Genomic DNA, 15915 nt, shown 5'->3' with positions numbered 1-15915 from the left:
AGTGCAAATCACTGACGCACTGCATGCTTACATACCACATCTCTCGCTGTCAAAACCAAACAACCCCAAGTTGTGATAATCGTTTAACACCGCAAAAATAGATAAAAATAATATTATCTGCAAAAAACATGTAATAAATCTTTCGTTTGGCAATGTATATTGTTCTTATTTTTATACGCTAATGAAAGATTCAGTGAACGGTAAATGAACAAGAAATAAACGGCTAATGAACATAAAATGAAATTCTAATGTCTTTCGAATGTGGTTCTAATGTCATTCGAATATCGTTCATTTACTGTTCAGCAGCCGTTCACTGAGTGTTTGTTGCTGTCTTTAAATTATACATAAGTTTCCAGGAACTTCACTTCGCCTGAAGGTACAACTTCGAGGTGCTGTGTAGCGGCCGGGAAAAGTATTGACTCGCCTGCCTGCATTTCTATCGTGTTGCCCTCGTTGTCCTTTATGGTGCATGAGCCTTCCATGCATATGTATATCACGAAAGAATCGAGTTCTGAATAGTCCATGGTCATTTGCTCGGTGAGATGATATACAGAAGTAGTGAAATATGGACATGAAACCAAATCTACCGGACGGTCCTTGCAAGGAGTGTATTGTGTGCGATAGTCCTGCTCTACGCTGTAGTCGATGGCTTCTTTTGAGAGTTCTGTGTGAAGTTCGCGAGTATTGCCGTTTTTGTCTTTGCGGTTGAAGTCGTAGATACGGTATGTGATGTTTGAAGTCTGCTGAATTTCAGCGATAAAACATCCGGCGCCTATGCTGTGGATTCGTCCTGCCGGAAGGAAGAATACGTCGCCCGGCTGTACGGCATAGTCTGCCAGAGCATCGCAGATGGTATTGTCGGCAATCATTTGTTCATACTGTTCCGGTGTGATGTTTCGGCTGAGTCCGGAGCGAAGGTGGGCTTTTCCGCCGTCATTGTCTATCACGTACCACATTTCGGTTTTGCCCATTGAGTTGTGGCGGCGCATTGCCAGTTCGTCATCGGGATGAACCTGGATAGAGAGGTCGTCGCGGGCATCGATGAATTTTATCAGAAGTGGGAAGCGGCCGCCGAAGCGTGTGTAGTTCTCTTCGCCCACCAAGGCTCCTTTATACTCCTGAACCATCTGAGTGAGGTTCTTTCCTGCATCTGCTCCATTGGCTACTACAGATTCGTCGCCCGGAACGTCTGATATTTCCCAGCTTTCGCCTACATTCTGCTGTGTGCAGTCAAGGTGTTTGAACGGAATGATTTTGTCGCCCCCCCATATCGTAGATTTCAGGATGGGGCGGAATTTCAGTGGATACATAATCGGTAAATGTTTTCAGGGTTATTATAAATTAGTGCAAATGTATCATTTTTATGATATATATCAAAAATAGTGGCTCAATATCTCCCCGCTGAATTGAAAAAAAAGGATATATCTTTTTTGATATACCCTTTATTATTGTATCAAAATTGGAAAACTGACTTAATCATATTGTCAATTATTTTTTCACTCGTAGTATCAAGCTAAGGAATTATGCTCCTGCTACAGCCCTCTATTCCTCCATATACGCTGCTCAGCAGTCCGAGGAGGATTATTCCGGCAAGACAGACGGCCAATGATGCGCGTGTGAGCCATGGGCTGCGGAATGTCGGTAGAGGATTATCATTTGGAGTGATGTACATAGCTTTTACTACAAGCAGATAGTAGTAGAGTGAAATTACCGTATTTACAAGGGCAAGGAAAACTACCAGCCAGTGACCTGCGTTGAATGCGGAGGCAAACACGAAGAATTTGCTGAAGAATCCTGCAAACGGAGGGATACCGGCCAATGAGAACATAGCCAGTGTCATGACGAATGTCAGACGTGGATTAGTGCGGTAAAGTCCGGCATATGCACTGCGGCTGACTGCGTATTCAGATTTCACGGTTTCTTCAGAACGTGACAGTGCATTTTCAGGATGTACGCCTTCTACCTTATCGGCATTGGCATACTTGTCGCCTAATGTATGTCTTTCTATTGCTCCTATAACACCGAACACTGCAAGGTTGGCTACTATATATACAGTTATATAATAGATGAGTGATGTTGTACCCTGAGTGTTGCCTGCCATTACTGCTAACATGATGTAACCTGCCTGCGAGATACTACTGTAGGCCATGAAGCGTTTCATGTTGTCCTGAAGGATGGCAAAGATGTTTGCCAGTGTGATGGTCAGTACTATTACTATACTGAGCATTAGTTCCCAGCGGTCGGACATCGGAGCGAATACCTTTGTGAGGATGCTCATCAGAGTGAAGGCGGCCGCACCTTTTGATATAACGGACAGATATCCTGCTACGGCTGTAGGTCCACCCTGATATGTGTCAGGAGTCCACATGTGGAAAGGTACGAGGCTCAGCTTGAAGCCCAATCCGGCAAAGAAGAACACCATGGCGAGAATCTGCATCGGAGTACCTGTCAATGTGTGTGCCATATCGGCAAAGTAAGTAGTGCCGCATGTACCGTAGACGAGTGACAGTCCGTAAAGCATCAGACCGGAAGAAAACATAGAGTTCAGTATGAACTTTGCTCCGGCTTCCGCACTGTGATGCTTCCATTTGTCGAAAGCTATCAGACACGCCATAGGGATACTGGCGAGCTCCAGTCCCACATAGAACAGGATGAAACTTCCGGCACTCACCATGAAGTACATACCCAGGAGTGTGCTTATGGTTATTACATAGAATTCGCCGGCCTTGTGGCGTGTGTCAGGCGATGAAATCCATTCTCCTGCCTGCATGAACACGAGGAGAGTACCTGCCGTAAGTATTGTCTTTACAACAGACGCAACAGGTGTGCAGCTGTACATCCCGCCGAAATATTCACCTGCAGAGGGCTGGATGTTAAGTATTATCTGTACCACTAAAAGACCGCAGGCTATGGTCTGCAATGTCTTGTGGTGAGGCTCTTTCATTATCAGGTCTGCCAGAAGAAGTATTACCATTATGGCTGCCAGACTGATTTCTGCTTGCATTGGTATGAATTGAAACATGTCTTTTTAAGTTTTTTAGTTCTTAAGTTTTTAAGTTTTTAGTTCTTGGGTTATTGAGCTTGCAGATTAATAATAAACTCATAAACTTACAAACTCACAACCAAAGGTCAACGAAGTTAAACTTACTTTATTATCGCCGAAATAATCGGTTCCACACTGTGACTGATAACATCGCTTACCCAGAACGGTGCAAGTCCGAGTCCTGCTACGGCAGCTATCAGACAGATAACGGTGAAGCGTTCGTCCCAAGTGGCATCTGTAAGTTTCAGATGTTCCGGATTCTCGCATGTGCCGTAAAGAATCTTTCCTACTACACGGAGAATGTATACGGCTGTTATAACGATACTCATTGTAGCAATCACTGTACATATACGGTGGAAATTGTCAGGATTCTGGAATGAGCCTACAAAGACAGTCATTTCAGCAATGAAACCGCTCAGTCCCGGAAGACCGAGGTTGGCAAGACCTGCGATGACGTAACCTACAGCAAGGAATGGCATAATCTTCATCAGACCTCTCAACTGGCGGATATCGCGTGTGTGGGTTCTACCGTATATCATACCGATAAGGGCAAAGAACAATGCAGTCATAAGTCCGTGGCTTAACATCTGAAGTATGGCTCCTGTGGCGCTGACCTTAGTCATCATCAGAAGTGCAAAAAGTACAAGACCGCAGTGACTCACGGATGAGTAAGCGTTGATGTATTTCAAGTCTGTCTGAACTACGGCGCTGAAGGCTCCATATACTACAGAGATAGTAGTCAGTACGAGGAAGAAATCGCCCCAGATGGCAGCACCGGTAGGCATTAGATACATGGCGATGCGGAAACATCCGTAACCTCCTAATTTCATCAATACTCCGGCATGAAGCATAGATACTGCTGTAGGTGCCGAAGCGTGACCGTCAGGACTCCATGTGTGGAAAGGGAACAGCGCGCCTAATACTCCGAAACCGATAAATATCAGTGGGAAGAACAAACGCTGGAACTCTGTAGGTATCTTGTGGTTCACAATCTCAAGTATGTTCATTGTTTCCGCACCGGCTCCGTAGTAGATGCCAAGGATACCGATAAGCAGGAATGCAGAACCACCCATCAGCATAAGAGTAAGCTTCATGGCTGCATATTCCTTCTTGCCGCTTCCCCATACTCCGATGAGCAGATACATAGGGATGAGGGCAACCTCGTAGAACATAAACATGGTGAAGAGGTCGGTAGATATAAAGAATCCGAAAACTCCTGTGCTGAGCAGGGTAAACCATAGGAAGTATTCCTTTGTCATCGGTTGCAGACGCCATGAAGCGAATGTTCCGGTAAATACTATGATTGAACTAAGCAGAAGCATGACAACTGATATTCCGTCCACTCCCACTGAGTAGCAGATGTTCAGCGGTGCGTACCATGGAGTACTTGCGGTGAAGAGCATCTCTTCTGTAGCTCCCCCATTTCTTAGTCCTATGTAGGCCACGGTGAGCCATACGGACAGTCCTAACAATACAGTTGAGCCTACCACCATTACCGCTCTTACCTGATTGATGCCTTTTGACAGCCAGAGGCCTAAAAGCATTATCAGGGGGACTATTATAAATAAACTTAGTATATTCATTGTTTTTTGAGTTTTTAAAGTTTTTAGTTGTTAGTTGCCGGTTTTTAGTTTTCAGTTATAAACAACTAAAAACTAACAACTAATCTCCAAATTATTACAGCAGTATAAGTGCAGCGGTAAGTATGATGATACCACCTAAGAACCACATTGTGTAAGTCTGAATCTTTCCGCTCTGTACAGGCTGTGCTGTTTCTCCGGCTGCATTAGTACCCCATGCCATGAAGTTCATGAACTGGTCGATGACGTGACGGTCAAACCAAGCGAGAGGAGTGGAGATACAGCGGAAGATAATCTTCTTTGTCACGAACAGCCAAAGCTCGTCCATGAAGAAGCGTTTGTATGCTGCGTAGTGCAGACGGCTGAACTTCTTCTGAAGCATATCGGCTACAGGTTGAGTCTTGCCGGCATACATCCATGTTGCAATCAGTATGGCAACCACAGCTACAATAATGCTGGTAGTAGCTACAGTAGTGTCAAGATGAATATCGTATGCATGTCCGTTGCTTGATACGAAATGTCCGAAAGGCATTATCCATCCGGCAACAATAGTGATGGCTGCAAGAATCATCAGAGGTAAAGTCATTACCACCGGACTTTCGTGTGGAGTATGGTGGGCGTAGTTGTCATTGGCTTCGCCCAAAACAGGCTGCGCCTCGGCATAGTTCAAGCGAGCTTGACTCTGCTCTCGGCTTGCACTGTTATTGTCTTTTCCCCAGAAGATGCAGTAGTAAAGGCGGAACATATAGAAAGCAGTCATTCCGGCGATTATTGTCATTATCCATCCTGCCACAGGGCTGAAACGGAAGCAAGCCGTAAGAATCTCATCCTTTGAGAAGAATCCAGAGAACGGAGGAATACCTGCGATGGCAAGACACGCTATGAGGAATGTGATATGAGTGACAGGCATATATTTTCTCAGTCCACCCATGAAAGACATTTCATTGCTGTGGACTGCATGAATTACGCATCCTGCGCCGAGGAAGAGCAATGCCTTGAACATGGCGTGAGTGAACAGATGGAACATAGAAGCCATATATCCAAGTCCACCTTCGTGTGGGTCAAGACTCGTACATACGCCGAGAGCTACCATCATGAAACCAATCTGCGAGATGGTAGAGAACGCTAATACGCGCTTGATATCACTCTGTACGCATGCCACAGTAGCAGCATAGAAAGCAGTGAACATACCGATGTATGCTACCCAATGAAGAGTTTCAGGTGCAAATCCGATAAACAGCGGGAACATTCTTGCCACGAGATACACACCTGCCACAACCATGGTAGCGGCATGAATCAGAGCCGATACAGGAGTAGGACCTTCCATGGCATCCGGCAGCCAGATATGCAATGGGAACATAGCACTCTTTCCGGCACCACCCACGAACATAAGTCCAAGAGCACAAGGCAATACCATTCCGGCCTTCATAAGCTGTTCTTCTGAAGGAGTGAAAGTGAATGTCTGCATGTAGCAGCCGTAAATCAGGATACCGATGAGGAAGCCTAAGTCGGCAAAACGTGTGACGATGAAAGCCTTCTTAGAGGCTGCGATAGCCTCAGGCTTGGTGTAGTAGAAACCTATCAGAAGATAAGACGATACTCCCACAAGTTCCCAGAAAACATACATCTGGAAAATGTTTGTAGCCACTACGAGGCCTAACATTGAGAATGTGAATAGCGACAGAAACGCATAATATCTCTGAAATCCGCGTTCCCCCTTCATATATCCGAAAGAGTAGATATGAACCATCAGTGAGACTGTAGAAATCACCACAAGCATCATTACCGATATCGGGTCGAGCATAATACCCATGTCGATGTGCAGCGACTCAGTGAGCGGCAGCCACCGGAAGTTCCACGGAGTAGATACAGGCAACAGTCCTTCGGCAGTACGTGTCGCGCCGAAATAGCCTATAGCCGTGATATAGCTCAGCACTGTGACAGTCGCCAACGATAGAGTGCCTATCGCTCCAGCCACCTTGTGCGGCATTTTCATTCCTGCCAGAGCCAGAACGAGGAAGCTCAGCACAGGCAGGGCCAGTATAAATATTGTATATTCCATGTTTTTTAGTTTTTATCCTTTCATTTCCGAAATATCGTCGGTCAGAATCTTGTTGATATTTCTGTAGACATTAATAATGATGGCGATTGCCACTGCAGTTTCCGCCGCAGCTATTGCTATACCGAACAGGCTGAAGAAGTGTCCTTCCAGTTGTCCCGGAAAGAGATATCTGTTGAACACTGCGAAGTTGATGTTTGTAGCATTCAGCATCAGCTCTGCAGAAATGAGCAGGGCCAGCAGATTCTTGCGTGTGAAGAAACCGTAAATTCCGCAGAACAGCATCACTGTGCTTATCACCAGGTAATGCAAAACGTGTACTTCTATTTCTATTTCCATAATTCCCAGTTTTTTATAACGGTTTATTTTCTTTTTCTTGCTATCATTATGGCACCAATCATGCAGGCCAGCAGCAGCACGCTCATCACCTCGAAAGGCAGGACAAACTGATACTTCTCTGTTCCGATAAGTGCTTTACCGATTTTCTCTACCGGCAGTTCCACACCCTGAGGAATGATATTCAGTGCAAAGCCGTTTGTAGCAAGTATAAACATTACCAAAGCCATACCGACGAGAGTCGTTAGCAGTACGCTTATCATCTTGCCTCGTCTTATCTTATATTTCATTGTTCCGGACGAACGTGTCAGCAGGATGGAGAACACATACAATACTATGATACCACCTGCATATACCATCAGCTGCACTGCACTCAGGAATGTATAGCCTAAGATGGCATATATACCACCCGTTGACAAGAGTACAAACAGCAGATATGTGGCCGAGCGCAGGATGCTGTTGGTTGTGACTGCCAGCACTGAAAATACTATAATGCACAGAGCCACCACATAAAATACTATTTCAAATAGTGAAAACATGTTTTTTTTAGTTTTTAGTTTTTAGTTCTTAGTTGTTGGTTTTTAGCTCTTGGTTTTTAGTTGTTGGTTTTGCTCTAACAACTAACAACTCTTAACTGACAACTCTTTCAATAATATTCATTCATTTAAATTCATCACCAGCTTCTCTCTCTCGAAAACAGCGTTCTCGAAATGATTGCTGAACTCTATCGCACCGTGCGGACAAGCGTTTACACACAGCTGACAGAACATGCACGCACCGAGGTCGTACTCATATTTCACGAGGAATTTCTTTTTCTTTCCGTCTTCAGTCTCGCGCGTTTCGCTTACGATGTTTATCGTGCCGTTAGGGCAAGCCATCTGGCACAGTCCGCAGGCAATACATTTATTGTTACCGTTCTCATCTTTGGGCATCACCAGCATGGCGCGGTGACGTTCCGGAATGTGCAGAGTAGTATGTCTGTTCTCCGGATAGCGTTCCGTTATGCTCTTCTGCATAAACACCTTCATAGATGTACGCATACCTACAAGCAGACTTTTTACGCCCAAAGCATATCCGTTTATATATTCTTTAAAAGTACTCATTGATTTTTAGTTTTCAGTTATTAGTCTTTAGTTGTTAGTTCCTGTTGACAGCTTTAGTTTTCAGTTCTAATAACTGACAACTAAAAACCAACAACTAACAACTTCAATATTAAAACACCAGTCCGAACACCTTCATCACTGTCATAATCATCAGTACGAGCAGCGACAGCGGCATCAGATATTTCCATTCCAGGACAAGCACCTGGTCTATTCTCAGACGAGGGAAAGTCCATCTTATCCACATCAGCAGGAACACCACGAAGAAAGTCTTGCCTACGAACCATATCACTCCCGGGATATAGTCCATCACCGCATTGAAACCTTCCAGTCCGGCAATGTGCAGCGGCATCCATCCGCCGAAGAAAAGCGTGACGGCGATACCGGCTGTGATGAACAGGTTAAGATATTCGGCCAGATAGAAGAAACCGAAGTGCATACCCGAGTATTCAGTATGATATCCGGCCGTAAGCTCCTGTTCTGCTTCTGCAAGGTCGAACGGAGCACGGTTTGCTTCCGCATTTCCTGCTATCAGATAGATGATGAAAGCCATTACCGCAGGCAGATGCCCCTTGAAGATGTTCCATCCGTTCTCCTGATAAGCCACAATCTCCTGGATGTCCATCGTGCCGCACAGGATAACCATGGTCAGCACGCTGATACCTATTGACAGCTCGTAACTGATTATCATCGCACCGCTTCGTACGGCACCAATCAGCGTATATTTGCTGTTGCTGCTCCATCCGGCCAGCAGGATACCCAGCACACCGATTGACGATGCTGCCAGCACGAAGAAGATACCTATGTTCATATGCAGAATCTCGCCCCCCTTGTTCCATGGCAGACACGAGAAAGTCAGGATAGATGCCATGATTACCAGGAAAGGAGCCAATGTATAAAGAAACTTGTCTGAGTTTTTCAGAGAGATAATCTCCTTTGTCAGGATTTTAATAACGTCGGCCGGCACCTGCAGAAGTCCTCCTCGTCCACCCACACGGTCCGGTCCGATACGGCACTGGAAGGCCGCACACACTTTACGCTCCATATATATAAGTATGATTGCCAGCACGGCATACATCACCATGATGAAGATACCCACAGCTATACCCTCTATAGTGAAGGCAAGCCATTCAGGCATTATTCCGCACATGGTACTGTGTATCCACATAAGGAGCGGTTCAAGATTATAATAGTCGAACATATTTATTTAGTTTTTAGTTGTTGGTTTTTAGTTTTTAGTTCTGACAACTCTCCATCACCTGTCTATATCCGGAATCACAAAGTCCAGCGTACCGCCTATCGCTATAAGGTCGGCGATTTTCTGTCCGCGGCACACTGTGTCCATCGTATCTACCAGCGGCAGTCCCGTAGAGCGGTAGTGCAGACGATACGGATATTTGTCGCCGTGACTTTCCAGCATCACCCCGAACTCTCCTCGGCTGCTTTCTACAGATGTAGAGAAGTTACCTTCCGGCAGTTTGATTATCGCTTTCGTCTTGACGCGCACCTCACCTTCAGGAATGTTGTCTATCAGCTGCTCGATGATACGGCATGACTCCATAATCTCGTCCATGCGCACCATGTAGCGTGCGAACGAATCACCTTCGGAACGTGTAATCTCGCGGAAGTCCACCTTGCCGTACATCGCATACGGATGATGCTTTCTTACGTCGTTGCTCCATCCCGATGCACGTCCCGTACCGCCTGTGGCACCGAGCGATATGGCATCTTCGCGGCTCAGCACACCCACGCCGATGAGTCGCCGGCGTGCAATCACATTATCCGTAAAGATATCGTGATAGTCCTTGATGACCTTTCGCAGATGCACGATGAACTCCTTCACCTTTCGCCGGAAGTCAGGATGGATGTCAGCCTGCACACCGCCTATCACATTGTAATTCTGAATCAGTCTTCCACCCGTAGTCTCCTCCATGATATCCAGAATCATTTCCCTCTCTCTGAATCCGTAGAAGAAAGGAGTAAGTCCGCCCATATCCATCACCAGACATGAATAGAACAGCAGATGCGAGTCTATACGCTGCAACTCGTCCATTATCGTACGGATGTACTGCGCACGTTCCGAAATCTCTATTCCTGCAGCCTGCTCTATACACATACACAGCGCGTGGCGGTTCTGATGCGCGCTCAGATAGTCAAGCCTGTCCGTCAGAGCCAGAGTCTGCGGATAAGTCAGGCTTTCGTTCATCTTCTCTATTCCGCGGTGAATATACCCTAAGATAGGGTCTATGCGCCTGATATTCTCTCCGTCGATACTCGTGCGCATACGCAGCACGCCGTGAGTGGACGGATGCTGAGGACCGATGTTCACCACGAAATCCTCGCTGCCGAACACCACGTTCTCCCTGCCCTCTACAGTTCCGTCAGGACGCAGAGTATATTCTTCCGTAACATCCGCATTGACCTCATTCTCCATATTAAGAGGATTCGAGTCCATATCGTAATCCTTACGGAGCGGATATCCCTTCCAGTCCTCGCGCAGGAACAGACGGCGCATGTCCGGATTTCCCGTGAAGCGTATGCCGAAGAAGTCGAACACCTCACGTTCCTTTATCACCGCCGTCTTCCAGAGGCTGCACACGGAAGGAAGAAACGCGTTCTCCCTGTGGGCCGCCACAGCCTTCAGCACACGTCGTTCGCCCGTGGCCGTACATTCCATATAATACAGGGCTCCAAGACCCTCTTCGCCCCAGTCCATACCGACGATGTCGCGCAGGTAGTCCATGGGCTGTGCTTCGTCATATCTCAGTCGGGAAGCCTCATTGTAGAGCTCTTCCGCCTTTACCGGTATAATATTGTCAGCAGTCATGTTGTTTTTTTTTAGTTCTTGGTTCTTGGTTTTTAGTTCTTGGTTCCTGGTTTTTAGTTTTTAGTTTCAGCAACCAGCAACTAATAACCAACAACTCTTATTCTTCATTATTTTTCTCCTTCCTGTTCACCCCTCCCAGGAACCGTTCCACCTTTATTTTTCTCTGCAGCTGCATCATTCCGTAGTAGAATGCCTCAGGACGCGGAGGACATCCTGGGATGAACACATCCACCGGAATAATCTTGTCTATACCGTTCACCACATGATATGACCGCCTGAACGGTCCGCCGCTGATGGTACATCCGCCCACCGCCACCACATACTTCGGTTCGGCCATCTGGTCATACAGACGCTTCAGCACCGGAGCCATACGGTGGGTGATAGTTCCCAGCACCATAATCATATCCGCCTGACGAGGCGAGTTACGCGTCACCTCGAATCCGAAGCGCGCCATGTCATAGCGTGCGGCTCCGAGGGCCATAAACTCTATGGCGCAACAGCTCGTACCGAAGGTGAGCGACCACAGTGAGTTGCTCCTTCCCCAGTTTATCAGCTCGTCGGCCGTACCCATTATAATCCCCGCTCCGTCGCGGTTCAGCTCGTCTACCATTCGCTCCAGGTAGTCATTGTTTCGGAAGTCGCCGTACTCCATACTGCGAATTTCCGGGCGTTTCTTTATTTCCATTCCAGCGCTCCTTTCCGCCAGGCATATGCCAGGCCTAAAATAAGTATTCCGAGGAAGAATGCTGCCCCCGCCAGTGCATAGGCGCCCGTCTCAGCCACCACCACGGCCCACGGGAAGAGGAATACCGTCTCGATGTCGAACATCAGGAACAGGATGGCAAAGAGGTAGTAGCCTGCCTTGAATTTTACCCACGACTCACCCCTCGTAGGGATACCACACTCATATGGTTCGCCTTTCTGAGAATTGAAAGAGCGCGGGGCAATTAGCTTGGCAATAGTCATAGCTGCTACCACTAAGGCTATTGCCGTAAGAATCACTACTATTAAAAAGATAAAATACATGATTTATATGTTTTTTGAGTTATTGTTTCTCTGTATTGTCAGTCCTTGATTGAGGAATTAAATTAAAGGGAGTGGGTGTAAGATGAAATATTCAGTGTGTGCGCACACGAAATATGTCTTCATGTTACATGAAGACGAATCGTGGAAGAACGTATCTAAATGACAATTCTTTCCAACGTATAGATATAATAATCCTTAGGTAAATGAACCGGATAATACAAATTGCGGTGAGTCAGGGAATAAATTCTGTGATACTTTTCAGAATTATAACCTTTCAGCAGTGTACCGTTCAGATGAAGAGTGTATTTGTTGTCATTATTATCCTTACTGCCGGCAACAATTGCACATGCCGGAACAGAAAGGTCTGCATATCTGGATTTAAGTATATGATTTATAGTGCGAATAAGATAGTTGTCTGATGTAGATTCAACTAATAAGATATCATTCCCTTCATTGGTTGAAAATATTATTTCTGCACATGCGCTTGTATTGCATACAGGAGAAATTTCTTCCGATATTCCCTGAAATACAAATAAAGACATTACACAAACAAATATTATCCTCAACCAATAAATCATATAAAAAACTGTACCTTATTCAATCATGCCTGCAAAGTTAGAATATATTTTGCGGAAAAATAATTATTTCTATGTTAAAAAACATATTATCCGAAATATTTCTCTAACTTTTTAATCATAGCTCCGAGGCAGAACACTACCACGTGGTCATCTTTCTGAATGGTGGTATTACCTGTAACGAGGATACCTTCTCCATTCCTTATAAGTCCACCTATTGTAGCTCCCTTAGGCAGACCGATATCTTTAACCTGAGCTTTGGTTATCTTAGAACCTTCTTTTACAATGAATTCCGCCACATCGGCATTGGCAAAAGTAAGACATTTCACGTTTGAAACGTCGGCCTTAAGCATCATCTGGTAGATATGGCTCGCAGCGATGTATTTCTTGTTTATCACCGTACCTATATCCAGACTTTCGGCCATGCTTATATAATCCACGTTTTCCACTTCCGCCACAGTTTTGCTTACTCCCATACGTTTGGCAGCAAGACAAGCCAGGATATTCGTTTCCGAGTTTCCGGTCAGAGCGACGAAAGCTTCGGTATTTTTTATACCTTCCTCTATCAGAAGCTCCATATCTCGTCCGTCACCGTTTATCACCATTACGTCATCGTCCACAATCTCCGTCAGCCTGTTACATCTGTTTTCGTCCATTTCTATAATCTTGACCTTCATATATTCAGGCAGATACTGGGCTGTGCGGACGGCTATTCTTCCTCCGCCCATAATCATTACGCTTCGTACATCGGCTTCGTTCTCGCGTCCTGAAATCTTTCTGATGTATGGGATATACTTCTTGGTGGTAGTAAAATATACTATGTCATTCAGTTTCACGTAGTCGTCACCACGAGGGATAATCGTCTCATTACCTCTTTTTATAGCTACTATATGGAACGGTATTCCCTGACCTCCAAGCTCATGAAACGGCACATTCAGTATTTCCGCCTGCTCTCTCATCTTAACACCAATCATTATCAGTGCTCCACCGGCAAACTCCCACCACTGCTTTATCCAACTCATTTTTACCGCATCCACAATCTCCTTTGCGGCCAGCATTTCCGGATAAATGAGTGAATGTACGCCAAGTCCGCTGAAGAATTCCTTATGTTTCGGCAGCAGATATTCGTAATTGTCTATACGTGCTACTGTCTTTTTGGCTCCAAGGTTATTGGCGAGCATACAGGCTGTCATATTACGGCTTTCGTCCGGCGTTACGCCTATGAACAGGTCTGCGCCTGCCACTCCCGCTTCTTTCAGTCCGTTTATTGAGGTAGGAGAGTAGTTCACAGTCATCATATCCAGATTACTGCTCATTTTTCCCAACCTTTCCTGGTTCTCGTCTATCAGTATAATGTCCTGGTCTTCACCCGCCAAAAGTTTTGCCAGATGTGTGCCCACTGCTCCTGCACCAGCTATAATTATCTTCATGAGTTCTTTATTTTTTCATAAATGCTATCTTCGTCAAGTCCGCATATTTTGTACAGTTCGTCTACAGAACCATGCTGTACGAAATGGTCTTCAAGTCCCACTCTTATGATTTTCGTATCATATCCGTGGTCAGACATGAACTCCATTACCGCACTTCCTGCTCCACCTGCGAGGATGCCGTCTTCTATAGTAATAACTTTCTTGAAATTCTTTCCTATGTATTCCAACATTTCTGTATCAAGCGGTTTTACGAATCTCAAGTCGTAATGCGCTACATTGATACCTGATTCCTGTTCTACTCTTTCTATGGCCTTTGCCGCTCTGTATCCGATTGGTCCCAATGATATCACAGCCATGTCTTTTCCTTCTTTCAGAAGTCTGCCTTTACCCACAGGTATAGCTTCCAGCTTGCATTTCCAGTCGCTTATCATGCCTCTTCCGCGAGGGTATCTTATAACGAACGGTCCCATGTCCGGCAGCTGGGCTGTGTACATCATCTTTCTCAGTTCATGTTCGTCCATCGGAACAGCCACAGTCAGGTTAGGTATAATCCTCATGTATGCAATATCAAACATACCATGATGCGTTGCCCCATCCTCTCCAACGAGTCCGGCTCTGTCAAGACACATCACGACATTCAGTTTCTGTATGGCTACATCGTGTATAACATTATCATATGCTCTTTGCATGAAAGTAGAATAGATGTTGCAGAACGGCATTAATCCGTCTTTTGCCATTCCGGCAGAGAACGTCACTGCATGTCCTTCTGCAATGCCTACATCAAAAACTCTTTCAGGTATCTCCCTCATCATAATGTTCATCGAACATCCGGAAGGCATGGCAGGCGTAACCCCCACTATCCTGCTGTTTGCCTGTGCCAGTTCAAGCAGAGTATTGCCGAATACTTCCTGAAACAGTGGAGGCATACCTTCAGCGGCAGGCTTGATTCTGATACCGGTTTCCTTGTCAAACCGGCCGGGAGCATGCCATTCTGTAGCGCATTCTTCTGCAGGCTTGTATCCTTTTCCTTTCGTAGTGTGTATATGCAGTATCTTCGGACCGTTCATATCCTTTATTTCGTTCATAACCTTTATCAGAGATAAAGTGTCATGTCCGTCTATAGGGCCGAAATATCTTATATTCATTCCCTCAAAGATATTCTGCTGCTGCATCAGCAATGATTTGAGGCTGTTGTTGAATCTTATTATGGCGTTTTTCCTTTCATCCGTCAGAAGTCCCCATTTCATCATTTGTTTCGACATGGCGTTGCGGAATCTGTTGTAGCCCTCTGACGTATGCAGATTCAGAAGATACTGTTTCATACCTCCCACACTGCGGTCTATTGCCATGTTGTTGTCATTCAGGATGATAAGCAGATTGTTTGGTGTAGCCGATGCATTGTTCAGTCCTTCGAAAGCAAGACCGCCACTCATCGAACCGTCGCCTATTACGGCTACGATATGTCTGTCCGACTCATTTTTCAGATTTGCTGCTACTGCCATACCTAATGCTGCAGATATGGAGTTCGAGGCATGTCCGCATGTGAAAGTGTCATATTCGCTTTCTGCCGGCGATGGAAATGGCGCAAGTCCGTTCAGCTTTCTGTTTGTACAGAATCTGTCACGTCTTCCTGTCAGTATCTTGTGTGCATATGCCTGATGCCCTACGTCCCATACTATGCGGTCGTATGGTGTTGAGAATGTGTAATGTAATGCGACGGTAAGTTCTATCACTCCCAAGCTGGAACCAAAATGTCCCGGGTTACGTGACAGTTCATCTATTATCATCTCACGTAATTCTTTGCACACCTCGGGCAAGACTTCCACCGGAAGCTTGCGAAGGTCGTCAGGACTGTCAATCTTGTCAAGGAATTTATATGAAGTGTTATGTTCCATCTATACATTAATTAAACATTTCTTCCACAAAAGTAGTACAAATA

At 45.6% G+C, this 15915-nt stretch carries 14 protein-coding genes and 1 other RNA gene (1 of these 15 running past the window's edge); all 15 read right to left on the bottom strand.

What is annotated here, in order from left to right; all coding sequences use genetic code 11:
- Window positions 1–67: a transfer-messenger RNA gene (ssrA, locus tag QZ379_RS00790) on the bottom strand; it reaches 82 nt to the left of the window's first position.
- A 271-nt stretch (window positions 68–338) separates the two neighbouring features.
- Complete coding sequence (locus QZ379_RS00785) at window positions 339–1310, bottom strand: type I phosphomannose isomerase catalytic subunit (protein WP_291557074.1); 972 nt, start codon at window positions 1308–1310, stop codon at window positions 339–341.
- A 203-nt stretch (window positions 1311–1513) separates the two neighbouring features.
- Window positions 1514–3022 (bottom strand): NADH-quinone oxidoreductase subunit N, encoded by a 1509-nt coding sequence (locus QZ379_RS00780; RefSeq protein WP_291557070.1) that lies wholly within the window; start codon window positions 3020–3022, stop codon window positions 1514–1516.
- Window positions 3023–3144: 122 nt separating this feature from the next.
- Complete coding sequence (locus QZ379_RS00775; protein WP_291557065.1) at window positions 3145–4626, bottom strand: NuoM family protein; 1482 nt, start codon at window positions 4624–4626, stop codon at window positions 3145–3147.
- Between the two features lie 94 nt (window positions 4627–4720).
- Entirely contained in the window at window positions 4721–6685 is a 1965-nt protein-coding gene (nuoL, locus tag QZ379_RS00770) for an NADH-quinone oxidoreductase subunit L (protein WP_291557062.1), read from the bottom strand.
- A 12-nt stretch (window positions 6686–6697) separates the two neighbouring features.
- Window positions 6698–7021 carry an NADH-quinone oxidoreductase subunit NuoK gene (gene nuoK, locus QZ379_RS00765; protein ID WP_291557059.1) on the bottom strand — a complete coding sequence of 108 codons (324 nt, stop codon included), beginning with the start codon at window positions 7019–7021 and terminating at the stop codon, window positions 6698–6700.
- 23 nt (window positions 7022–7044) lie between these two features.
- Window positions 7045–7557 (bottom strand): NADH-quinone oxidoreductase subunit J, encoded by a 513-nt coding sequence (locus QZ379_RS00760; RefSeq protein WP_291557057.1) that lies wholly within the window; start codon window positions 7555–7557, stop codon window positions 7045–7047.
- Window positions 7558–7674: 117 nt separating this feature from the next.
- On the bottom strand, window positions 7675–8121 hold the full coding sequence (locus QZ379_RS00755) for a 4Fe-4S binding protein (protein WP_291557054.1): 447 nt from the start codon (window positions 8119–8121) through the stop codon (window positions 7675–7677).
- A gap of 109 nt (window positions 8122–8230) precedes the next feature.
- On the bottom strand, window positions 8231–9319 hold the full coding sequence (gene nuoH, locus QZ379_RS00750; protein ID WP_291557051.1) for an NADH-quinone oxidoreductase subunit NuoH: 1089 nt from the start codon (window positions 9317–9319) through the stop codon (window positions 8231–8233).
- A 54-nt stretch (window positions 9320–9373) separates the two neighbouring features.
- A complete protein-coding gene (locus tag QZ379_RS00745; protein ID WP_291557048.1) occupies window positions 9374–10945 on the bottom strand; it encodes an NADH-quinone oxidoreductase subunit C in 1572 nt (523 codons plus the stop codon).
- A gap of 97 nt (window positions 10946–11042) precedes the next feature.
- Window positions 11043–11630 (bottom strand): NADH-quinone oxidoreductase subunit B, encoded by a 588-nt coding sequence (locus QZ379_RS00740; RefSeq protein ID WP_291557045.1) that lies wholly within the window; start codon window positions 11628–11630, stop codon window positions 11043–11045.
- Window positions 11621–11971: an NADH-quinone oxidoreductase subunit A gene (locus QZ379_RS00735; RefSeq protein WP_291557042.1), complete on the bottom strand. Its 351-nt coding sequence runs from the start codon at window positions 11969–11971 to the stop codon at window positions 11621–11623. Before QZ379_RS00735 ends, QZ379_RS00740 begins: the two co-directional genes overlap by 10 nt.
- A gap of 155 nt (window positions 11972–12126) precedes the next feature.
- A complete protein-coding gene (locus QZ379_RS00730) occupies window positions 12127–12513 on the bottom strand; it encodes a hypothetical protein (RefSeq protein ID WP_291557040.1) in 387 nt (128 codons plus the stop codon).
- Between the two features lie 122 nt (window positions 12514–12635).
- Window positions 12636–13976, bottom strand: a complete 1341-nt coding sequence (gene trkA / locus QZ379_RS00725; protein WP_291557037.1) for a Trk system potassium transporter TrkA — start codon at window positions 13974–13976, stop codon at window positions 12636–12638.
- Window positions 13973–15871 carry a 1-deoxy-D-xylulose-5-phosphate synthase gene (gene dxs / locus QZ379_RS00720; protein WP_291557034.1) on the bottom strand — a complete coding sequence of 633 codons (1899 nt, stop codon included), beginning with the start codon at window positions 15869–15871 and terminating at the stop codon, window positions 13973–13975. The genes trkA and dxs overlap by 4 nt, the downstream gene beginning before the upstream one ends.
- Window positions 15872–15915 lie beyond the last annotated feature (44 nt).

It is taken from the genome of Bacteroides sp. (genome assembly GCF_019417265.1).
Lineage (GTDB): Bacteria > Bacteroidota > Bacteroidia > Bacteroidales > Bacteroidaceae > Phocaeicola.
The sequence above is the reverse complement of the archived record's forward strand: the minus strand, read 5'-3'. Positions and strand labels throughout refer to the sequence as shown.